The 20,401-nt window shown below is 69.2% G+C and carries 18 protein-coding genes; 9 read left to right on the forward strand and 9 right to left on the reverse strand.

Annotated features, from left to right (window positions below; translation table 11 throughout):
* Nucleotides 1–32 precede the first annotated feature (32 nt).
* Nucleotides 33–563 (forward strand): GNAT family N-acetyltransferase, encoded by a 531-nt coding sequence (locus tag IM776_RS01700; RefSeq protein ID WP_194421364.1) that lies wholly within the window; start codon nt 33–35, stop codon nt 561–563.
* A gap of 44 nt (nt 564–607) precedes the next feature.
* Here IM776_RS01700 and IM776_RS01705 read toward each other — a convergent pair whose 3' ends face one another.
* From IM776_RS01705 to IM776_RS01715, 3 genes are all read right to left on the reverse strand, one after another.
* Complete coding sequence (locus tag IM776_RS01705; RefSeq protein WP_194422460.1) at nt 608–1,612, reverse strand: sugar phosphate isomerase/epimerase family protein; 1,005 nt, start codon at nt 1,610–1,612, stop codon at nt 608–610.
* Nucleotides 1,613–1,649: 37 nt separating this feature from the next.
* Entirely contained in the window at nt 1,650–2,789 is a 1,140-nt protein-coding gene (locus IM776_RS01710; RefSeq protein WP_194422461.1) for a Gfo/Idh/MocA family protein, read from the reverse strand.
* A 97-nt stretch (nt 2,790–2,886) separates the two neighbouring features.
* A complete protein-coding gene (locus IM776_RS01715; protein WP_194422462.1) occupies nt 2,887–3,930 on the reverse strand; it encodes a substrate-binding domain-containing protein in 1,044 nt (347 codons plus the stop codon).
* A 315-nt stretch (nt 3,931–4,245) separates the two neighbouring features.
* Between IM776_RS01715 and IM776_RS01720 the strand changes: the two genes are divergently transcribed.
* From IM776_RS01720 to IM776_RS01730, 3 genes are all read left to right on the forward strand, one after another.
* Nucleotides 4,246–5,730 carry a sugar ABC transporter ATP-binding protein gene (locus tag IM776_RS01720; RefSeq protein ID WP_228480005.1) on the forward strand — a complete coding sequence of 495 codons (1,485 nt, stop codon included), beginning with the start codon at nt 4,246–4,248 and terminating at the stop codon, nt 5,728–5,730.
* Nucleotides 5,727–6,803 carry an ABC transporter permease gene (locus IM776_RS01725; protein WP_194421366.1) on the forward strand — a complete coding sequence of 359 codons (1,077 nt, stop codon included), beginning with the start codon at nt 5,727–5,729 and terminating at the stop codon, nt 6,801–6,803. The genes IM776_RS01720 and IM776_RS01725 overlap by 4 nt, the downstream gene beginning before the upstream one ends.
* A gap of 64 nt (nt 6,804–6,867) precedes the next feature.
* Nucleotides 6,868–8,076, forward strand: a complete 1,209-nt coding sequence (locus tag IM776_RS01730) for an ROK family transcriptional regulator (RefSeq protein ID WP_422730929.1) — start codon at nt 6,868–6,870, stop codon at nt 8,074–8,076.
* A 184-nt stretch (nt 8,077–8,260) separates the two neighbouring features.
* On the opposite strand, the gene purD is transcribed toward IM776_RS01730, so the two are convergent.
* Both purD and IM776_RS01740 read right to left on the reverse strand, forming a co-directional pair.
* Complete coding sequence (gene purD / locus IM776_RS01735; protein WP_194421367.1) at nt 8,261–9,538, reverse strand: phosphoribosylamine--glycine ligase; 1,278 nt, start codon at nt 9,536–9,538, stop codon at nt 8,261–8,263.
* A 22-nt stretch (nt 9,539–9,560) separates the two neighbouring features.
* A complete protein-coding gene (locus IM776_RS01740; protein ID WP_228479861.1) occupies nt 9,561–10,244 on the reverse strand; it encodes an NUDIX hydrolase in 684 nt (227 codons plus the stop codon).
* 34 nt (nt 10,245–10,278) lie between these two features.
* On the opposite strand from IM776_RS01740, the gene IM776_RS01745 reads away from it, so the two are divergent.
* Nucleotides 10,279–10,647 carry a sterol carrier family protein gene (locus IM776_RS01745; RefSeq protein ID WP_194421369.1) on the forward strand — a complete coding sequence of 123 codons (369 nt, stop codon included), beginning with the start codon at nt 10,279–10,281 and terminating at the stop codon, nt 10,645–10,647.
* 105 nt (nt 10,648–10,752) lie between these two features.
* On the opposite strand, the gene IM776_RS01750 is transcribed toward IM776_RS01745, so the two are convergent.
* From IM776_RS01750 to IM776_RS01760, 3 genes are read right to left on the reverse strand one after another with little or no spacing between them, the layout of a single operon-like run.
* On the reverse strand, nt 10,753–11,556 hold the full coding sequence (locus tag IM776_RS01750) for a heme ABC transporter ATP-binding protein (protein ID WP_194421370.1): 804 nt from the start codon (nt 11,554–11,556) through the stop codon (nt 10,753–10,755).
* On the reverse strand, nt 11,553–12,626 hold the full coding sequence (locus IM776_RS01755) for a FecCD family ABC transporter permease (protein WP_194421371.1): 1,074 nt from the start codon (nt 12,624–12,626) through the stop codon (nt 11,553–11,555). The genes IM776_RS01750 and IM776_RS01755 overlap by 4 nt, the downstream gene beginning before the upstream one ends.
* Nucleotides 12,623–13,750: a heme/hemin ABC transporter substrate-binding protein gene (locus IM776_RS01760; RefSeq protein WP_194421372.1), complete on the reverse strand. Its 1,128-nt coding sequence runs from the start codon at nt 13,748–13,750 to the stop codon at nt 12,623–12,625. The genes IM776_RS01755 and IM776_RS01760 overlap by 4 nt, the downstream gene beginning before the upstream one ends.
* Nucleotides 13,751–13,916: 166 nt before the next feature.
* On the opposite strand from IM776_RS01760, the gene IM776_RS01765 reads away from it, so the two are divergent.
* The 3 genes from IM776_RS01765 (at nt 13,917) to IM776_RS01775 (ending at nt 18,497) form a co-directional block, all read left to right on the forward strand.
* Complete coding sequence (locus IM776_RS01765; RefSeq protein ID WP_194421373.1) at nt 13,917–17,213, forward strand: HtaA domain-containing protein; 3,297 nt, start codon at nt 13,917–13,919, stop codon at nt 17,211–17,213.
* A gap of 85 nt (nt 17,214–17,298) precedes the next feature.
* Entirely contained in the window at nt 17,299–18,129 is an 831-nt protein-coding gene (locus tag IM776_RS01770; protein ID WP_194421374.1) for a siderophore-interacting protein, read from the forward strand.
* Between the two features lie 53 nt (nt 18,130–18,182).
* Nucleotides 18,183–18,497, forward strand: a complete 315-nt coding sequence (locus IM776_RS01775; protein ID WP_194421375.1) for a potassium transporter Trk — start codon at nt 18,183–18,185, stop codon at nt 18,495–18,497.
* Nucleotides 18,498–18,595: 98 nt separating this feature from the next.
* Here IM776_RS01775 and IM776_RS01780 read toward each other — a convergent pair whose 3' ends face one another.
* Nucleotides 18,596–19,201 carry a zinc-binding alcohol dehydrogenase gene (locus IM776_RS01780; RefSeq protein ID WP_194421376.1) on the reverse strand — a complete coding sequence of 202 codons (606 nt, stop codon included), beginning with the start codon at nt 19,199–19,201 and terminating at the stop codon, nt 18,596–18,598.
* Nucleotides 19,202–19,282: 81 nt separating this feature from the next.
* Here IM776_RS01780 and purM point away from each other — a divergent pair, with 81 nt between their 5' ends.
* Nucleotides 19,283–20,401, forward strand: a complete 1,119-nt coding sequence (gene purM, locus IM776_RS01785; RefSeq protein ID WP_194421377.1) for a phosphoribosylformylglycinamidine cyclo-ligase — start codon at nt 19,283–19,285, stop codon at nt 20,399–20,401.

Raw genomic sequence — 20,401 nt, forward strand, 5'->3', positions numbered from 1 at the left:
GCCCGCGGATGCCGGCGTGATGGGCTGACGACATGACGATCGCACTCATCCGGCCCGCCGCAGACCTCTTCGACTCCTGGGCGGCGGCGGTCACGGAGTTCGGCGGCGTGCACATCGACGGATCGGGGCTGTCTGCCCCGGTGGTCGGAGATCGGGCGACCCTGGACGAACTCATCCTCACCGCCGAACGCATGGCCGACACGAGCATCCCGGCGCCGAACGGCCGCGTGCACAACGACCTCTACTGGATCACCGACGACGGCGAGGTCGTCGGATTCGTGTCCATCCGTCACGAGCTGAACGAGTGGCTCCGCCACTTCGGCGGGCACATCGGCTACTCGGTGCGACCGACGCGTCGGCGGCAGGGCTATGCGCGCGCAGGGCTCGCCCTCGCGCTCGAGCGCACCCGCGAACTCGGCGTCGAGAGCGCCATGCTCACCTGCGACGACGACAACGTCGGCTCGTATCGCACGATCGAGGGCGCCGGCGGGGTGCTGCAGGACGTGGTGGATGCCGCCGAGCAGGGCCACCCGCGGCTGCGCCGCTACTGGATCGAGCTGTAACCACCAGCAGCGGGGCGACTCCGCTCAGCGGATCTGGAGCGTCTTCACTTCGTGGAGAAGGCAGAGTCGAACGCGGCATCCGACGGCCGGTACGACGACAGCTTCCGCACGAACTCCAGCGCCTCGGGGGCGCCGACGAGGCGGTCCATCCCGGCATCCTCCCACTCGACCGACAGCGGACCCTCGTACCCGATCGCGTTCATCATGCGGAACGCGTCCTCCCACGGCACGTCGCCGTGGCCGGTGGAGATGAAGTCCCACCCGCGCCGCGGATCGGCCCACGGCAGGTGCGACGAGAGTCGGCCGTTGCGGCCGTTGCCCAGCCGCTTCTTGGTGTCTTTGCAGTGCACGTGGTAGATCCGGTCCTGGAAATCCCACAGGAACGTGACAGGGTCGATGTCCTGCCACACCATGTGCGACGGGTCCCAGTTGAGCCCGAACGCCTCGCGGTGGCCGATCGCTTCGAGAGTGCGCTTGGTCGTCCAGTAGTCGTAGGCGATCTCCGACGGGTGCACCTCGTGGGCGAAGCGCACGCCGACCTCGTCGAACACGTCGAGGATCGGGTTCCAGCGGTCGGCGAAGTCCTGGTAACCGGCATCCACCATCTCGTCGGTCGCGGGCGGGAACATCGCGACGTACTTCCAGATCGACGACCCGGTGAACCCGGTGACGGTCTTCACCCCCAGAGCAGCGGCGAGGCGTGCGGTGTTCTTGAGCTCCTCCGCGGCGCGACGGCGCACGCCCTCGGGGTCGCCGTCGCCCCAGACCTCGTCCGAGACGATGTTGCGGTGACGCTGGTCGATCGGATCGTCGCAGACGACCTGCCCCTTCAGGTGGTTCGAGATCGTCCAGACCTTGAGCCCGTTGCGCTCGAGGATGTCGAGGCGGCCCTGCACGTACTCGGAGTCGTCCCAGCGCGAGGGGTCGAGGTGGTCGCCCCAGCACGCGATCTCGAGGCCGTCGTAGCCCCACTCGCCGGCGAGCCGGCAGACCTCTTCGAAAGGCAGATCGGCCCACTGGCCGGTGAACAGGGTGACAGGTCGTGACATCATCGTCCTCTTTCTCGCGGGATTCGTATCGTGGTCGTCAGACGCCGGTCCAGGACGAGCCGTCCTGCGCGCTGCGCTCGACGGCGTCGAGCACCCGCTGCACGTGCAGCCCGTCGGCGAACGTCGGGTGCGGGTCGGCACCCGCGGCGATCGCCTCGGCGAGGTCCTTCACCTGGTGGGAGAAGCCGTGCTCGTAGCCGAGCATATGGCCGGTGGGCCACCAGCCCGAGAGATAAGGATGCTCGGGCTCGGTGACCAGGATGCGGGTGAACCCCTGCTCGCTCGTGGGGGCGGTGGCGTCGTAGAAGTCGAGAACGTTCATGTCTTCGAGGTTCCAGTGCAGCGCACCGGCATCCCCCGAGATCTCGATGTCGAGGGCGTTCTTGCGTCCGGTCGCGAAGCGGGTCGCCTCGAAGGTCGCGAGGGTGCCCGATTCGAGCCGGCCGGTGAACAGGGCGACGTCGTCGACCGTGACCCGTCCGCGCTCGGTGCCTGCGGTGCCGCCGAGGCCGACCGCCTCACCCAGCAGGGGGCGCTCCTCGACGAGCGTCGCCAAGACGGCGGAAACCTCGGTCAGCGCCTGTCCGGTCACGAACTGCGTCATGTCGACGATGTGCGCGCCGATGTCGCCGAGTGCTCCGGAGCCCGCACGATCCTTGTCGAGGCGCCAGGTCATCGGCGACTCGGGATCGGACAGCCAGTCCTGGCGGTAGCTCGCACGCACCTGCCGGATCGTGCCGACGCGGCCGTCCGCGATCATGTCGCGCATGAGGGTGACGGCGGGGACGCGTCGGTACGTGAAGCCCACCATGGCGCGGATGCCGTGCGCTGAGGCATCCCGCGCGGCCTGCGCCATCGCCTCGGCCTCCAGGACCGAGTTCGCCAGCGGCTTCTCGCAGAGCACGTGCTTGCCGGCACCCAGCGCCGCGATCGCGATCTCGGCGTGGGAGTCTCCGGGGGTGACGATGTCGACCACGTCGATGTCATCGCGCTCGATGACCGCGCGCCAGTCGGTGGACGACTCGTCCCAGCCCCACTTGCGGGCGGCGGCCGCGGTCTTCTCGGGGTCGCGGCCCACCAGCACCGCCATCCGCGGCGCCAGGGGAAGGTCGAATGCGGCTGGCGCCTGCCGCCAGCCGACGGAGTGCGCCGCTCCCATGAATCCGTGGCCGATCATGGCCACTCGCAGCTCAGTTGTCATCTTCTACTCCCGGGAACGGTGCGGAATGGAACAGCGCGGGGCGAGCGCCGAGGCGCCCGCCCCGCAGATGGTGTCAGGACTCGAATGCGAGGTCGATGAACTCCTCGACGTTGTCCTTGGTCACCACGGGTGCGTCCAGCACGATGCGGTACGGAACGCTCGGCGTGATCAGGTCGCTCATCGTCTTGTCCTGCGCGATGAGGCGGGCCATGGCGATGCCGTCGGCTGCCTGCGTGGACGGGTAGATGACGGTCGCCTTGATGACGCTGTCATCCGCCTCGATGCGGTCCATCATGTTGATGCTGCCGGCTCCGCCGACGAGGAAGAACTCGTCGCGCCCTGCCGATTCGATCGCTGCCATGACGCCGACGCCCTGGTCGTCGTCGTGGTTCCAGATCGCATCGATCTGCGGGTTGGCTGCCAGAAGCTGGGATGCTGCGCTCTCACCGCCGGCGACCGTGAAGTCCGCGGCGACGCGCGGTCCGACCTCGAGGCCGCAGCCGTCGAGAGCGTCCGCGAAGCCCTGCGAACGGTCCTGGGTCAGCGGCAGCGAGTCGATACCGGCGATCTCTGCGACGACGGCATCGGTCTGGCCGTCGAGCTGCTCGCAGATGTAGGTGCCCGCGCTGACGCCCATGCCGTAGTTGTCGCCCAGGATCGTGATGCGGGAGGCGAACGGGTTGGAGAACTCGCGGTCGACGTTGATGACGGGGATGCCGGCCTCCATCGCCTTCATGGCGACCTCGGTGAGGGCTGCGCCGTCGGTCGGCAGGAGCACGATGGCATCCACGTCCTCGTTGATGAACTGCTCGACGGCAGCGATCTGCTGGTTGGCGTCGTTGGTGCCCTCCGCCTGACGCAGCTCGACGTCGTCGAAGCCCTCTGCGGCGTTGATGGCGCCGGAGTTGATGGCGCCGAGCCAGCCGTGGTCGGCCTCGGGACCGGACCAGCCGATGACGACCGTGTCGCCGGACGACGCGTTCTCCTCGCTGGTGGTGCCCTGGTTGCCGGAGTCCCCTTCGCTCTCGGTGCCGTCGCTGGTGCAGCCGGCCAGCAGGGTGATGGCGAACAGTGCTGCCGCTCCGGCCATCAGCGGGCGGATCCCGCGTGTGCGCATGCCGTGCATGTCTTTCCTCCTTGAAATGTGATGCAGATGCGTGCGGTGCGGGTACCGGCGATCGGATTCGATTCGGGTGCGCACCTGCACTGACAGAGTCAAGCTAACAGAAGGTGTCACCGCTTAGCCAGCTTTTGTTGAAATAAGATCAAAAGTCTTGATACGCGAGTGACCCCCGTGAAATCAGGACGATCGCCGCTCTCAGGCGCGCGTGCGCGAAACGATCGATCAGATGATCACCTCTCGCGCTCACCATTCGAGCATGTTATGTTCACTCCTGTGATCAAAGATGACCATTCACCGGCATTACTGGAGATGCGCGGCGTCGAGAAGAGCTTCGTCGGCGTGCGCGCCCTGCGCGGGGTCGACCTCGAAGTGCGTCCCGGCGAGGTGCACTGCCTGCTGGGCCAGAACGGCGCAGGCAAGTCGACGCTGATCAAGACGCTCGCGGGTGTGCACACCCCCGACGCCGGCGAGATCCGCTGGATGGGCGAGGTCGTCGAGGTCGCGAACCCCCAGGCCGCGATCTCCCTCGGCATCTCGACGATGTACCAGGAACTCGACGTCGTCGACGGGCTCACGATCGCGGAGAACGTCTTCCTCGGGCACGAGTTCGACCGGTTCGGCTTCACCCGCCGCCGCCAGCTCGTGCAGGAGACGCGCAGGCTGCTGCACCGCCTGGGCCACGGCTCGATGTCACCGCACGCCGACGTCGGATCGCTGAGTGCCGCAGAGAAGCAGATCGTCAGCATGACGCGCGCACTCTCGCACGACACCAAGCTCATCATCATGGACGAGCCGTCTGCAGTGCTCGACTCGGAAGAGGTGCGAAACCTCTTCGCGGTGGTCAGGGAGCTGACCGCGCAGGGGATCGCCGTGGTCTACATCACCCATCGCCTCGAGGAGATCCGCGAGATCGGTGATCGCATCACCGTCCTCAAGGACGGCTCGACCGTCGCGAGCAACCTCTCCGTCGCCGACACCCCGACCGCCGAGCTCATCAAGCACATGACCGGTCGCGCTGTGCAGAACGTCTTCCCGCCCGCCGAGCCGATCGCCGCCGACGCACCCGTGCTTCTCGACGTCGACAGCCTCGGCCTCGACGGCGTGTTCGAGGACGTCTCCTTCTCGGTGCGCGCCGGCGAGATCATCGGACTCGCAGGTCTCGTCGGCTCCGGCCGCAGCGAGATCGTCGAGACGGTCTACGGCGCGCGAAAGGCCTCAGCCGGAACCGTCCGCATCGGTGGGAAGAACCTGCCCCGGGGGTCGGTCTCCGCCGCGGTCGCGGCAGGCGTCGGGCTCAGTCCTGAGGAGCGCAAATCGCAAGGGCTGGTGCTCGGCGAGCCGATCTTCAAGAACGTCACCCTGTCGTCGTTCACGCGGTTCGCCAAGGGCATCCTGCTCGACGAGCGCAGCGAGCGCCGCACCACCAAGGAGCAGATCGCGGCCCTCGAGCTGCGCCCGGCCGACCCGGAGCGGCCCGCCGCGACGCTGTCGGGCGGCAACCAGCAGAAGATCCTGCTCGCGCGCTGGCTCGTGCACGGCAGCTCCGTGCTGCTTCTCGATGAGCCGACCCGCGGCGTCGATATCGGTGCACGGTCGGAGATCTATGCGCTGATCCGCAGGCTCGCGGCATCCGGCCACGCCATCGTGATCGTCTCCAGCGAGATCGAAGAGGTCCTCGGCCTCGCCGATTCGGTCCTCGTGATCGGAGACGGGCGCGTCCTCACCACACTTCCCGCATCTGAGATCGACGAGCACGGAGTGCTCGACCTCGTCATGAAAGGAGTCGCCGCGTGAGCGTGCAGACCACACCCACCGCCTCGCCGGGACAGGCCCCGGATGAAACCATCTCGCCCCTGCGCCGGCTGCTCTCCGGATCCGTCGGCCGCAACCTCGGGCTTGTTCTGGCGCTGCTTCTGCTCGTCGTCGTGGGGGCCGTGACCTCCTCGAACTTCCTGAACTTCGACAACGCGCTGGTGATCCTGCGTCAGGCGTCGATCATCGGCGTCGTCAGCATCGGCATGACCTTCGTCATCATCTCCGGCGGCATCGACCTCTCCGTCGGGGCGGTCGTGGCGCTGGCATCCGTCGTCGCCTCGCTCGCAGCGATCCAGGACATCGCCGCGTCCAGCCATTGGATCGTCACCGTCGTCGTGGCGCTTCTCGTCGGCCTCGGCGCGGGACTGATCAACGGTGTGGTGATCGCGTACGGGAAAGTCGCGGCGTTCATGGCCACGCTCGCGATGATGGTCGGCGCGCGCGGACTGGCGGAGATTCTGGCGAACAACCGCACGCTGGTCGTGAGTGACCGTGACTTCGTCCGCGCCATGAACGTCGATCTGCTCGGCGTCGACATCCTCATCTGGATCTTCGCCGTCGTCGCGGTCGCGGGCTGGTTCCTGCTCAACCGCACGACGTTCGGGCGGCGCACGGTCGCGATCGGCGGCAATCCGGAGGCTGCGCGCCTCGCCGGTATCAAGGTGAAGCAGCACACGATGTGGCTGTACGGGCTCGTCGGCCTGACCACCGGCATCGCCGCCTTGATGTACCTGGGCCGTACCACGGCGGGGACGTCGACGCACGGCACCCTGCTGGAGCTGGATGTCATCGCCGCCGTCGTGGTCGGCGGAACGCTGCTGGTCGGCGGGCGCGGCACGATCACCGGCACAGTGTTCGGCGTACTGATCTTCGCGACCCTGTCGAACGTGTTCGTGCAGAACAACCTCTCCTCGTCGGTGCAGTCCGTAGCCAAGGGCGTGATCATCGTCGTGGCCGTCCTGCTGCAGCAGCGGTTCGCCGTCGGTCGCGTCAAGAAGAACCGGTTGCGGCCGGCGGGGCAGACGCCGCCGGCCGAGGTGCCGTCCGCGTAGACTTCGGGCCAGACGAAGACGTGCCGAGCACAGGGCCGTTGACAGGTACAGAACGTTGACGGGCATGGCCGTTCACGAGAAGCACAGGGTGGGAATGGCAAGTAATCTCAGCGCCGTCGGCGTCGGTGAGCTCTTCCAGCTGTTGCGAGACGGAGTGCCGCGCACGCGTGCGGAGCTGGCGAAGTCGTCGGGCCTCGCCCGGTCGACCGTGGCCGCTCGCGTCGACGAGCTCATGCGCATGGGCCTGATCGCCCCGGTCGCCGATGCCGCGTCGACGGGTGGTCGCCCGCCATCCCAGTTCGCGCTGAACCCGGCGGCGAAGGTGGTCGTGGCGGCTGACATCGGCGCCTCCCACACCACCGTCGCGGTGACCGATCTCGCCGGCACGATCCTGGCCGAACGCACGGGACGGATGGCGGTGTCGCTCGGGCCAGAGCCGGTGCTGACGTGGATGGTCGAGACCACGAACGCACTCATCGCCGAGGCGGGGCTCCGCCACGACCAGGTCGCCGCGATCGGCGTGGGAGTGCCAGGGCCCGTGGAGTACTCGACCGGCCGGCCCGCGAAGCCCCCGATCATGCCGGGGTGGGACGGCTTCGACGTCCCCGGCTGGGTGCAGCAGCACCTGCAGGTGCCCGTGCTGGTCGACAACGACGTGAACATCTCTGCGCTCGGCGAGCGGGCGGCGGCATGGCCCGCCACCGACCACCTCATCTTCGTCAAGGTCGCGACCGGCATCGGCGCCGGCATCATCTCCGACGGCCGGCTGCTGCGCGGTGCGCAGGGCATCGCCGGTGACTTCGGGCACGTGCGCGTCGCGCGCGGGGCGGACGTGCCGTGCCACTGCGGGAACACCGGATGCCTCGAGGCGCTGGCGTCCGGCCCCGCGATCGCCCGCTCGCTCGCGGCCCGCGGCATCGAGGCGAAGGACGGCAACGACGTCGTCGAACTCGTCAAGGGCGGGAGCCTTGAGGCCATCCAGGCGGTGCGGCAGGCCGGTCGCGACCTGGGCGAGGTGCTCACGGCATCCGTCAGTCTGCTGAACCCGTCGGTGATCTCGATCGGCGGCGCCATGGCTCGGGTCGGCGAGCACCTCATCGCCGGCGTCCGCGAGGTGGTCTACACGCGGTCGATGCCGCTCGCCACCGAGCATCTGGCGATCGTGCAGTCGGTCACTGCCGGTGAGGCCGCCGTACGCGGGGCCAGCATGCTGGCTGTCGAGTACGCGCTGTCGCCTGAGATCCTGCCGCAGAGCTTCGGCTTCGACGGCTGACGGCGGCTGCCGGCGGCGGCCGGCTCACCTTCCGCGTGCCACGAGGCGTGTCGCAGAAGTGGTGGGTGTCGGGGCGGCCTACCCGCCGATTCTCGGACACGGGCGGGGATCGTGTCGCACAAGTGGCGGGTGCTGAACGCGCGAACCCACCATTAGTGAGACACGCTGCAGCCGACCGCTCCGGCTACTCGGCGACGCGTGCGGCGATGTCGCGGCGGAAGTGCGCGCCGTCCAGGCTGATGCGCTCCATCGCTTCGTACGCCTGCGCGCGCGCAGCGGCGAAGTCCGAGCCGACCGCGACGACGTTCAGCACGCGGCCGCCAGTGGCGACGAGGTCGCCGCCCGGAGCATCGGGCCCTGCCGTCGCCGCGTGGACGATCCGCACGCCGTCCACCTTCGCCGCTGAAGAGAGTCCCGAGATCTGGCGGCCGGTGTGCGGCGCCTCCGGGTATCCCTCGCTGGCGAGCACGACCGTGATCGCGACATCGTCTGAGAACGCGGGCTGCGGTTGGGCCTCCAGATTTCCGGATGCCGCGGCGAGCAGCAGCTCCGACAGTGGAGTGCGCAGCCGGGGAAGAACGACCTGGGTCTCGGGATCGCCGAAGCGGGCGTTGAACTCGATGACCTTGACGCCTGCGGGGGTGAGGATGAGGCCGGCGTAGAGGAGTCCGATGAATGGGGTGCCCTCGGCATCCAGCTGGCGGATGACCGGCAGCGCGACCTGCTCCGTGACCAGGTCGACGAACTCGCGCTCGCTGCCGAACTGCTCGGCGAGCCACGGCAGTGGCGAGTACGCGCCCATGCCGCCGGTGTTCGGACCCTCGTCGCCGTCGAAGGCGCGCTTGAAGTCCTGCGCGGGGCTGAGCGCCCGCACGGTGTCGCCGTCGGACAGGAAGAACAGTGACACCTCGGGGCCGGAGAGGAACTCCTCGACGAGCACCGGGCCGGACGGGAGAAACTGCGCTGCGTGCGCGAGCGCCTCTGCGCGGTCGGAGGTGACGATGACGCCCTTGCCTGCGGCCAGCCCGTCGGCCTTGACGACATAGGGCGCTCCGAGGTCGTCGAACGCCGCCTCGACGTCGGCGGCGGATGCCGCGCGCACCGCGCGTCCGGTCGGCACGCCCGCGGCATCCATCACGCGCTTCGCGAAGGCCTTCGAGCCCTCGAGCTGCGCGGCCGCCTTGCCGGGACCGAACACCGGGATGCCGCGCTCGCGCAGTGCGTCCGCGACGCCTGCGACGAGCGGGGCCTCGGGGCCGATGACGACGAGGTCGATGGAGTGCTCGTTCGCGAACGCCGTGACCGCGCGGCCGTCGAGCTGATCGACCGTGACGAGAGTGGCATCCGCGGCGATGCCGGCGTTGCCGGGGGACGCGAACAGCTCGTGCCTCGCGCCTTCGGCCTTGAGGGCGAGGATGATCGCGTGCTCACGGGCACCGGAACCGAGGACGAGGATCTTCACCCGTCCAGACTACCGAGCCGCGTCAGGGGATGACGGGCCGCTCGCGCGTCTCGTCCCAGGGCACGGTCCAGCCGCAGACATCGAACAGCCGGTCGAGCACCATCGCGGTGAAGCCCCAGACGATCGTGCCGTCGACGTCGAACGCCGGACCCTTGAACGTCAGCCGACCGCGCGATGTCACCGACCGGAAGCGCGTCGCCGGATCCAGCAGCTGCGCCACCGGTACCCGGAACACCTCCACCGTCTCGGCATGATCGACCGCCGCGACCTTCGACGGCTTGGTCCACCACCCCAGCACCGGCGTCACGTGATGGTTGCTCACGGCCAGTGGCAGCGCGGGCAGCGTGGCCAGGACCTCGACGCCCGTCGGGTCGAGTCCGGTCTCCTCCTCGGCCTCGCGCAGCGCCGTGGCGACATCGTCGCGGTCGGCGGGCTCGCGTCCTCCGCCCGGGAAGGACACCTGCCCCGGGTGCGATGAAAGCGTGGGCGAGCGCCGCTGCAGCAGCACGTCGAGGTCCTTCGCGACGGCCGCATCGGGCGTGGGAGCCGGGATGCGGTCGAGCACCCCGAACAGGATCAGGACGGCCGACCGCCGAGCCTCGACGCCATCCGCCAGTGGCGGAAACACCTGTGGATTCCAGTCACCGCGCTGCGCCGCGGTGAGCAGCTGGGCGCGGGCGCCTTCCGGATGCTGGCTGTCGGTCACGCTTTCGAGCCTACGCCCGCCATAGGCTGGGCAGATGGCTCGCAGGATCGACACCATCGAGGGGCGGACGGCGCTGGATGCCGTGCGCACCGCGACCGCGGCGGGGGAGAAGCCCGCGCGGACAGCGCTGGCGACCGCGGTCCGCTACCTGCTGCAACTGCTCGACGAGAAGGCTCCGGGAAACAGCGTCGAGGTTCGCGTGCCGCCGTTCGGTGCGGCGCAGGTCGTGCAGGGCCCGCGGCACACGCGCGGCACGCCCCCGAACGTGATCGAGATGGATGCCGCGACCTGGATCGCCCTCGCCACCGGCGCAGAGGTGTGGGCGGATGCCGTCGCGGCCGGCCGCGTGCATGCATCCGGTGTCCGGGCCGACCTCGAGGGGCTGCTGCCGCTGCGTCCCTGAGCTCGCCCGAGCACCTGGCCGTCGGTCTGCACCGCTGCACGTCGATCGGCCGGGTTTCGCCAGCCATTCGTGCGTTCCTCCAGCCAGGTGTACGCGGCGTATGACTTACCGCCGGGCGACGACCAAGGGCACACCCGTCGCCGGGTGCGGGAAGACGTCGACACTCTGGCCGTACACCCGCTCGACGCGTTCGGCCGTGAGCACCTCCGCCGGGGTCCCTGTTGCGACGACCCGTCCTGCGGCGAGCAGCGTCGCCCGATCGGCGTGAGCGAGCGCCGCATTGAGATCGTGCAGCACCACGGCAACGGCGGTGCCGGCATCCGCGCTCGCCCGCACCAGCCGCATGACGTCCTCATGATGCTTGAGATCGAGCGAAGCCGTCGGCTCGTCGAGCAGCATGATCGGCGTCGACTGCGCGAGCACGCGTGCCAGCGCGGCTCTGGCGCGCTCGCCGCCGGAGAGCGACGACACCGATCGGTGGGCGAGCCCGTCCACCTCGGTGGCGCGCATCGCGGATGCGACGACCGCATCGTCGTCGGCCTCCGACGCGGTTCGCGCCCAGGGCGCCCGGCCCATCCGCACGACCTGCTCCACCGAGAACGGGAACGAGACAGTGTTCTCCTGGAGCAGTACGGCGCGGGTGCGCGCGAGCTCCCTAGGGCGGATCGTGCCCAATCCCCGTCCGTCGATCGAGACGGCTCCCGACTCGATCGCGACGTCTCCGGCCAGCACCCCGAACAGGGTCGACTTTCCTGCGCCGTTCGGCCCCACCAGCGCGTGGATCTCCCCGGGTTCCACGTCGATCGCGGCATCCTCGAGGATGGTGCGTCCACCCGCGACGGGCCGTACCGTGATCCCGGATGCCGTGATGCCAGATGCCGCGATGCCGGAAGCCGCGAGGACGCTCATGCCCAGCCCCCCGACCGGCGCCGCGTGCGCACCAGCAGCCACAGGAAGAACGGGCCGCCCACGAGCGAGGTGATCATCCCGATCGGCATGTCCGCCAGCGGCACGGCCGTGCGCGCGACGAGATCCGCGAGGGCGATGAGCAGCGCGCCGCCGGCGGCGGACGAGATGATGAGCGGCAGGTGAGCCGGGCCGATCAGCATGCGCATGAGATGCGGGACGACCAGGCCGACGAAACCGATGATGCCGGCGAACGCGACCGCCGCGCAGACCAGCACAGCGACCGTGACGATGACGACGATCCGCAGGAGCTCGACATTGAGCCCGAGGTGACGAGCGGTGCGCTCGCCGAGGGCGAAGAGGTCGAGTCTGTGCGCGACGAACAGCGCGACGACGATGCCCATGACGGTCAGCGGAGCGACGATCGCGATGTTCGGCCACAGCGCTCCGTTCAGCGATCCGAGCTGCCAGAACACGATCTGCTCGCGCGTCGACGTCGTTCCGAGGAAGGTCAGGAATGCCATTCCGGCCCCGCCGATCGCGTTGATCGCGATGCCGGTGAGCAGCAGGGTCACGACTTCGGTGCGTCCCCCGGACCGACTGATGAAGTACACCGAGAACACCGCGACGAGACCGCCGATGAACGCCATCGCCGGGGTCGTCCACATCCCGAACGTCGAAATCCCGAACGTGAGGCTGGCGGCGGCGCCGAGAGCCGCGCCCGACGAGACTCCGACGACACCGGCATCCGCCAGAGGGTTTCCGAAGATCGCCTGCATGAGCACTCCCGAGACCGCGAGCGCGGCGCCGACGAGCACGCCGAGCACGAGCCGCGGCAGGCGGATGTTGAAAATCACGCCGCTCGCAGACGCGTCCTCGGGTGCCCACGCTGTGTCGATCCCGACCCCTTGCAGCAGGATGCCGATGATCTCCGTCGGTGCCAGCGAATACTGACCGCTCCCCAGCGAGATCAGGCACGTGACCACGAGAACCGCGGCGAGCGTCGTCGTGACCGCAGCGAACCGCAGCCGGCGGTGCCGGGAGGGAGTCGCCGTGACGACCTCCCCGGTCATTCGGCGGTCTCGCCGGCGGGTTTGCCCGAATCGGGCGCGTACAGGGCGCGCGCGATCGCACGGATGATCTCGGGCGAGCGGGGTCCGAAGCTGAGGATCTCGCCGTCGGCCATGTCGATCACGCGGCGGTTCGCGCCGGCGCGGGTCTCTGCGACGGCTGGGACGCGCTCGATCAGTCCGTCGATGCCGCCCACCGACTCCAGCCCGTCGGTCATCATCACCAGCACATCCGGCTGTGCGGCGACGAGCGCCTCGGCAGTCATCGGCTTGTTGCCCTCCCAGCCGATCTCACTCGCGACGTCGATCCCCCCGACGGCCTCGATGAGTGCATCCGCCCCGGAGTCCTTGCCGAAGATGTAGTACACGTTCGCGCTGCCGCGCACGTAGAGGAACAGCATCCGTGCGCGGTCCGCCTCGTCGGCGGGAACCACGGGTGCGATCTCGGCAAGGGCGGCATCGAGTTCTGTGCCGACCCGCGTGATCAGCGCGTCGCCGCGGGACGGGATGCCGAGCGCCGTGGCGACCTCGGTGATGAGCTGGTCGGTGGTCTCCAGGCGGAGCTCATCGGAGATGATGACGATCGGGATGCCGGCATCGCGCAGCTGCTGGCGCACCTCCTTCGGTCCGATGGTGGTGTCGGTGAGGATCACGGTCGGCGCGAGCTCCAGGATCGCCTCGGGGTTGAGCGAGTGTCCGGTCCTGGTCACGACGGGAAGATCCGCAGCGCCGTCGAACGTCGTAGACGAGTCGCGTCCGACGACCCTGTCGCCCATGCCCAGTGCGAACACCGTCGACGCGATCGTGCCGGAGATGTCGATGGCGAGGATGCGGTCGACATCAGTCACCTCTACTTCACGACCCTCCGCATCGGTCACCGTGACCGGAAGCTCAGGAGCGGTCTCGTCGGACACCGGCTCGATCGAGTGCGTCGGCAGGCAGGCGGTCGAACCGCCCGTCGCCGTGCGGACGTCTTCGACTAGATCGAGACCCGCGAGCTGCTGCGATGCCGAGGGGCAGGAATCGGATGCTTCGCTCTCCGCCCCGGCGTTCGCCATGGGGGCCGCGCAGCCGGCCAGTGCGACGACGAGCACGGCCGAGATGAGGAGGGAGAGACGCGATCGCATTTAGGGAAGCCTGTCCTAATCTTTGACGTGGAGACGCAGATCAGTCTATGGTCAGAAACGTAGGTTAGCTAAGCCTAACCACATTCACCCGCAACAGCTTTCGACCCCGACGAGGGGTCAATCGTCGCGCCCGCACAGGGGCGCGATCGCACGCCTGGAGGCACCCGTGAATCACCCTGAGTCCCACGCGACGAGCAGTCGCCCCAGAGCAGCGCTGGCGGCCGTGCTCGCCGTGCTCATGACGATGTTCGGAACGTTGACCGCGCCGGCGGCGCTCGCCGCCGAAGGCGCGACCGTCGCACCGCAGGTCGCCGCGGCATCCGAGTCCGGACTGACGATCCAGGTGAACGCCTCAGGGCTCCCGGAAGGAGTGGCGGGCGCGTACGCAGCCCTCATCGTGCAGGGCGAGGACGAGGCGCTGAACAGCATGCAGTACGTCGCGTTCGCGCTGCCTTTCCCTGCGGTCAGTGCGGGATCGACGTCATTCTCGCTCAACGCGCCGGTCGCGAAGCTCGACCGCTCGCTGACCTATGAGGTCGTGATGTGGAAGCAGCACAGCGGCTTCACGCCCGAGAACCTGTACGGCCGCTCGGTCGTATCAGTCTCGGACGGGCAGTGGGATGCGGTCTTCCCGCCGGCTCCCGAGCCTGAGCCCGAGCCTGAGCCCGCCCCGGCCGTCGCTGTCTCCGTCTCTGCGGCGTCCGCCGCGGAAGGCCTGGTCGTGAGCGTCGACGGTGCGGACTTCGCCGGAGCGACCGGTGCCTACGTCGCGCTGATCGAGAAGGGCACGGAGTCGGAGGTCACCGCCGGTGGCGGGTTCCTCGCGATGCAGTTCGTCCGGGGGATCTCCGACGGTGCGTTCCAGGTGAATCTGACGGCATCGGCCGACGCGCTCGAGAAGACGACGTCGTACGAGGTGATCGCGTGGCAGCAGCACACTCTGCCGACCTCCGCCACGATCTACACCCGCGCGGACGTCGCGATCAGCGAGGCGCAGTGGGCGGCGTTGCACTCCGTGGCGCAGCCGTCCATCGAGGTGTTCCTCGCCGACGGCGCGACGCCGGCCGGTGAGACGACGTTGCGCGCCGGCGACGAGATCGTCGTCAAGGGCAGCGGCTACGACCCCGGCGCGAACGTCGGTGGTCGCGGTGTGCCGATCCCTTCGAACCTGCCCCAGGGCACTTACGTCGTGTTCGGCGACTTCGCTTCCAACTGGCAGCCGTCCACGGGTGCGGCCTCCAGCACGCGCTCCGTCGGAGCCCAGGTGTGGGCGCTCGCCGAGAGCGTGCTCGAGCAGGTCCCGGAGCGTTACCAGGGGGCCATCAGGGCGCAGTGGGTGGACATCGCCGATGACGGCACCTTCCAGGCGACGTTGACGCTGAAGGACGCACCGGCTTCACCCGAGGGCGGCTCATACGGCGTGTTCACCTACGCGGCAGGCGGCGTGGTGAACGCCGCGCAGGAGCAGGGCGCGATGTTGAACTACTCCACTGAGCCGGAGTCCGGGCCGGCGATGACCGTGACGAACGCGGCATCCGTCGACGGCACCGACCTCGTCGTCGACCTCGAGGGTGCGGGGTTCACCGACATCCCCGGTGTGTATGCGGCACTGATCGAGGCGGGCACCGAAGCCGATGTCACCGCCGGCGGCGGGTTCCTCGGGATGGAGTACGTGCGCGGGATCGCGGACGGCGCGTTCACGACCGCGCTGACCGCCGCGGGGGACGCGCTCGATTCGTCGAAGAAGTACGAAGTGATCGTGTGGCAGCAGCACACGCAGCCGACCGCGGAGACGATCTACGCGCGCAGCGAGGTCACGATCACGGCTGAGCAGTGGAAGAAGCTCGCGGGCGACACCACGACACCGCCCACGACACCTCCGACCGAGCCGACGAATCCGCCGACCGCTCCGGCCACGCCGGTGGCCGGAGGATCGCTGCGCTGGGCGATCTCCTCGACGTTCGTGAACTACATCACGACGACCGCGCAGGGTGAGATCTTCGTCTCCGGCGGCGCGACCCGCTCGGGCAGTCAGTTCCAGTTCGGTCAGGCCGCAGGCACCACGTACAACCCGGCGACCGGCCTCGGCCACGTCGGCTACAACGGCTCGGTGCGCTTCACAGGACACCACGGTGTGCTCGACGTGACCGTGTCGAACCCGCGGGTCGAGATCGCATCCGCGACGTCGGCGACTCTGTACGTCACCTCCGGAGGGGCGCGCGTGCCGTTCGCCACGCTGAACCTCGCCGGCACCGCGAAGACGACGTCGAACGGCGCTGTCACCTACACGGCGGCTCCCGCGACGCTCACCTCGTCCGGTCGCGATCAGGTCCTCAGCGGATTCACGACCTCGCTGAACCCGGTGACCTTCACGATCGGCACCCCGGCCGCGGCGCCCAACGGCGCGGTGGGGACGGTGGCGGCGGCATCAGTTCAGCCGGACGCCCAGCTCCCATCGACCCCTCCCGCAAGTGACGGTCTCGAGATCGATGAGGCGAACCTCGAAGCGCTGCAGACCGGCGCATCCGCGACGGTCACGGCATCCGGATTCCAGTCGAACGAGCAGGACATCAAGGTCGTCGTCTATTCGACGCCTGTGCTGCTCGGGACCGTCGAGGCCGACGCGAACGGCGTCGCCACGTGGACAGGAGCCCTGCCCGCGACGCTCGCGGACGGCGAGCACACGCTCACCTTCCAGGGCTCGGTCGACCGTGGTCTGACGTTCACGCTCGACCGCGCGGCCACGACCGCGATCGGGCAATGCGCGGTCGGGGGCGCAACACTCGACTGGGGGTACAAGGAGAGCTTCCGCAACTACATCGAGGGCATCGCGCACGGCGGATGGGATCTCGCGGGGGTCGCGTACGAATTCCCCGAGTTCGTCTGGTCCGACGGCTCCGGGTCGTATGACGCGGAGTCGGAAGCCGGCCTGGTCGACTTCGGGGGAACCATCGCGTTCCACGGGCACGACGGCGCCCTCGACACGAAACTGAACAACGCACGGATCGAACTCGCCGGTGACACGGGGTACGTCGTGTTCGACATCGCCGGAACGACGCAGGGTGGCGAGGCGATCGACCAGAAGGACGTGCGGTTCGTCGAGTTCTCCCTCGCGGATGCCGCGAACGCCGAGGGCGTGCTGACGCTCGCGGATGCCGCGACGGCACTGACCGAGGCGGGCGCCGCCGCCTTCGGCACTTACGCCGCGGGAGAGTCATTCGACTCCGTGTCGTTCAGCATCCCGGTGGGCGCAGACTGCGGGGCAGCGCCGGTCGACGAGGTCGTGGAGGATGCCGAGGCTCCGGTGGTCGCCGCTGCCATCGCGCCGATCTCGACGGATGCGGGCTTCCCCGTCTGGGCGTGGATCGTCATCGGGCTGCTCGTGGTCGGCGCAGGTGCCGGCACCGGGATCGCCGTGCAGCGACGCCGTGCTGCGGCATCCGCCGCCGTCAGCGAGGATTGAACCGACCAGCGGTCCGAGGAGCGCGACCGGCCAGGTGCCGGTTCGCGTCCTCGGATCGACGTGCGTGCACGACAGAGGAGAACCGATGACCACCCGGGACCGTCCCCAGCGCCCGCAGCGCCCGCAGATCGTGCTGGAGGTCATCGAGCGCGTCCGTCTGACACCGCATCTCGTGCGGATCGTGGCGGGAGGCCCCGGGATCTCCGCCGTGGTGGACAACGGCTTCACCGACGCCTACACGAAAATGCTGTTCGCGCCGGCCGGGGCCGGGCTCACGCCGCCGTACGATATGGAGCGGCTGCGCGAGGAGTTGCCGATCGAGCTGCTGCCGACGCAGCGCACGTATTCGATCCGCCGCTTCGACCTGGACGCCGGCCGGATCTGGATCGACTTCGTCACGCACGGCGATGAGGGCGTCGCAGGGCCATGGGCGGCGAACGCGAAGCCGGGCGACCCCGTCGTGCTCGGCGGAATCGGCGGCGGGTACGCGCCGGACGCCACCGCCGACTGGCACCTGCTGGTCGGTGACGAGTCCGCGATCCCGGCGATCGCATCGGCACTGGAAGCGATGCCGGCGGATGCCGTGGGCACGGCGCTCCTCGAGGTGCAGGACGAGTCCGAGCAACTCGAACTCGTCGCCCCGGCCGGGGTCGAGGTGCGCTGGCTGCACCGCGGCGAGCGGGTCGCAGGCACGACCGAACTGCTGTTCGATGCGGTACGCGCGCTGGAATGGCGGGACGGCCGCGTGCAGGTCTTCGCATACGGCGAGCGCGGAGCGATGAAGCAGCTGCGGCCGCACCTCACCGATGAGCGCGGCCTCGACCGGACGCAGCTGTCGCTGTCGGCGTACTGGGCGTACGGGCGCCGCGAGGACGCATTTCAGGCCGAGAAGCGCGAGGCTGTCGGGCAGATCTGAGAGGGCTCAGAGCTGCTCGCCTGGGCGTTCGGAGACCGTGGGACAATGGAGGCATGTCCTCCCCCGAACCGCATGAGACCGTCGAAGCGACCGTGCGGCGCGTGCCGCGCTACGGCGTGTTCATGGCCATCGGCGTCATCCTGGGCATCGTCGCCGCCGGAATCCTGACGATGGTGGGCAGCTACGAGCCGTCCGAGACGCTCGACGTCGTCTACCCGCCAGGACAGGTCTTCGGTTTCGCGCTGCTGTGGACCGTTCCGATCGGCCTGGCGCTCGGAGGAATCGTCGCCGTCGTGCTCGAGCGCATCGCCCGACGCCACGACCGCGTCGTGCGGGTGGACCGCGAGACGATCATCGAGTCGGACTGAGCTCGACGTTTCGACTCGCCTCCTGCTCGCTCAACGATCCGCGGGGTGCAGCTCCACGGAAGGCTCCAAGCGCGAGTCGAAGTGTCGACGCCACACTCTCAGGCCAGCTCGCCGATGATCGGGCGGATGGCGGCGTCGAACGCCACGACATCGCGTCGCAGACCGTCGGTCACGGCCACGGTGAGGGCACCGATCCACCAGAGTCCTCGCTGAGAGAACGGCAGCACCTGCACGTTCAACTCGAACGAGTGCGCTCGCCTGCCCACCTCTCGCTCGAACTCGGCGATCGCGCTCGCATAAGCCCGGTATGCGCCGCCGCCGGTGGCCGTCTTCATCGTGCTGACGTAGCGGTTGTGCGCGGCATGCGCGTACTGCAGAGCGGTTGACGCAAGTGGAGTGATCGCCTCGCACAGCTCCTCGGCCCCGGTGGCGGGCAGCGCGACCAGAGTGTCGAAGCCCTCGATCAGCTCGAGCGGCACATCGGAGGGGTGCGCCCGCGGCTCGACCGTCATATCCCAGTACTCGCGCCATTGCTCCTCGAGCGCCGGAGTCGCGTCCGTGGCATCCGGCGCCCGCACCTGCAGGTCGCGCAGGCTCGGCAGATCCTCCGGTTCGCGGATGCCGAGCATCTGCCGCAGCGCGAGCGCGATCAGCACCGGCACCCCGGCGTCTTCGCGGATCAACCACTGCGGCTTGTCGGCCATGGCCCCATCCTAGGGAGGTCACGCGGGCTTCGGAGTGGTCACGCGGAATGCCGACGGCCTGCGCGGCGGTAGTCTTGTCTGGTGGCTGCCTCCCCCACCAACCCCTATTCCGAAGCCGGTGTCGACACCGCTGCCGGTGACCTCGCCGTCGAGCTGATGAAGTCGTCCGTCCGTGCGACGCACGGCCCCGAAGTCCTCGGCGGAGTCGGCGGCTTCGCCGGCCTCTTCGATGCCAGCGCGCTGCTCGGCTACACCAAGCCGCTGCTCGCGACCAGCACCGACGGCGTCGGGACGAAGGTCGCGATCGCGCAGGCCATCGACAAGCACGACACGATCGGCCAGGACCTGGTCGGCATGGTCGTCGACGACATCGTCGTGGTCGGCGCCAAGCCGCTGTTCATGACCGACTACATCGCCTGCGGCAAGGTCGTCCCCGAGCGCATCGCCGACATCGTGCGCGGCATCGCCGACGCGTGCACGGCGACCGGCACGGCACTCGTGGGCGGCGAGACCGCTGAGCACCCCGGCCTGCTCGGCCCCCGCGACTACGACGTGGCGGGAGCCGCGACGGGCATCGTCGAGGCGGATGCCGTGCTCGGCGCCGATCGCGTGCAGGACGGCGACGTCGTGCTGGCCCTGGCCTCCAGCGGGCTGCACTCGAACGGCTACTCGCTCGTGCGCCACATCATCACGGGCGCCGGCATCGGCTACGGCGACAACGCCGCCGACTTCGGCGCGACGTGGGGTGAGACGCTCCTCGAGCCCACCCGCTTGTACACGCTGCCGCTGCTGCGCCTGATCGACGCCCTCGCGGACGGCAGCATCCACTCGCTCAGCCACGTCACCGGCGGCGGCATCGCCGCCAACCTCGCCCGCGTGCTGCCGGTGGGCAGCTGGGCCGACGTCGACCGCTCGACCTGGTCGCCCGGCCCCGTGTTCCGCGTGCTCAGCGACATCGCCGGGTCCACGCTGGAATCCGCCGAGGGCACCTGGAACCTCGGCATCGGCTTCCTCGCGGTGATCGACCAGACCCAGAAGGATGCCGCGATCGCGGCGCTGGCGGCAGAGGGCATCGACGCCTGGCAGGTCGCGACGGTCTCGACAGGAGCCCGTCCGGCCGGTGAATTCGAAGAAGGCGCCAAGGGCGTCGACGGCGGTGCGGTGCGCCTGGTGGGCGCATACGCGGACGGAGCGAAGTAA

This window comes from Microbacterium abyssi (assembly GCF_015277895.1).
Lineage (GTDB): Bacteria > Actinomycetota > Actinomycetes > Actinomycetales > Microbacteriaceae > Microbacterium > Microbacterium abyssi.

Excerpts from the sequence above, each read along its gene's own strand:
- IM776_RS01780 (WP_194421376.1), bottom strand. The coding sequence starts at position 19,201 with ATGGCCGACAAGCCGCAGTGGTTGATCCGCGAAGACGCCGGGGTGCCG.
- IM776_RS01745 (WP_194421369.1), top strand. The coding sequence starts at position 10,279 with ATGGCTCGCAGGATCGACACCATCGAGGGGCGGACGGCGCTGGATGCC.
- IM776_RS01755 (WP_194421371.1), bottom strand. The coding sequence starts at position 12,626 with ATGACCGGGGAGGTCGTCACGGCGACTCCCTCCCGGCACCGCCGGCTG.
- IM776_RS01715 (WP_194422462.1), bottom strand. The coding sequence starts at position 3,930 with ATGCGCACACGCGGGATCCGCCCGCTGATGGCCGGAGCGGCAGCACTG.
- IM776_RS01700 (WP_194421364.1), top strand. The coding sequence starts at position 33 with ATGACGATCGCACTCATCCGGCCCGCCGCAGACCTCTTCGACTCCTGG.
- IM776_RS01770 (WP_194421374.1), top strand. The coding sequence starts at position 17,299 with ATGACCACCCGGGACCGTCCCCAGCGCCCGCAGCGCCCGCAGATCGTG.
- IM776_RS01720 (WP_228480005.1), top strand. The coding sequence starts at position 4,246 with ATGCGCGGCGTCGAGAAGAGCTTCGTCGGCGTGCGCGCCCTGCGCGGG.
- IM776_RS01705 (WP_194422460.1), bottom strand. The coding sequence starts at position 1,612 with ATGTCACGACCTGTCACCCTGTTCACCGGCCAGTGGGCCGATCTGCCT.
- IM776_RS01730 (WP_422730929.1), top strand. The coding sequence starts at position 6,868 with ATGGCCGTTCACGAGAAGCACAGGGTGGGAATGGCAAGTAATCTCAGC.
- IM776_RS01750 (WP_194421370.1), bottom strand. The coding sequence starts at position 11,556 with ATGAGCGTCCTCGCGGCTTCCGGCATCGCGGCATCTGGCATCACGGCA.
- IM776_RS01760 (WP_194421372.1), bottom strand. The coding sequence starts at position 13,750 with ATGCGATCGCGTCTCTCCCTCCTCATCTCGGCCGTGCTCGTCGTCGCA.
- IM776_RS01710 (WP_194422461.1), bottom strand. The coding sequence starts at position 2,789 with ATGATCGGCCACGGATTCATGGGAGCGGCGCACTCCGTCGGCTGGCGG.
- IM776_RS01775 (WP_194421375.1), top strand. The coding sequence starts at position 18,183 with ATGTCCTCCCCCGAACCGCATGAGACCGTCGAAGCGACCGTGCGGCGC.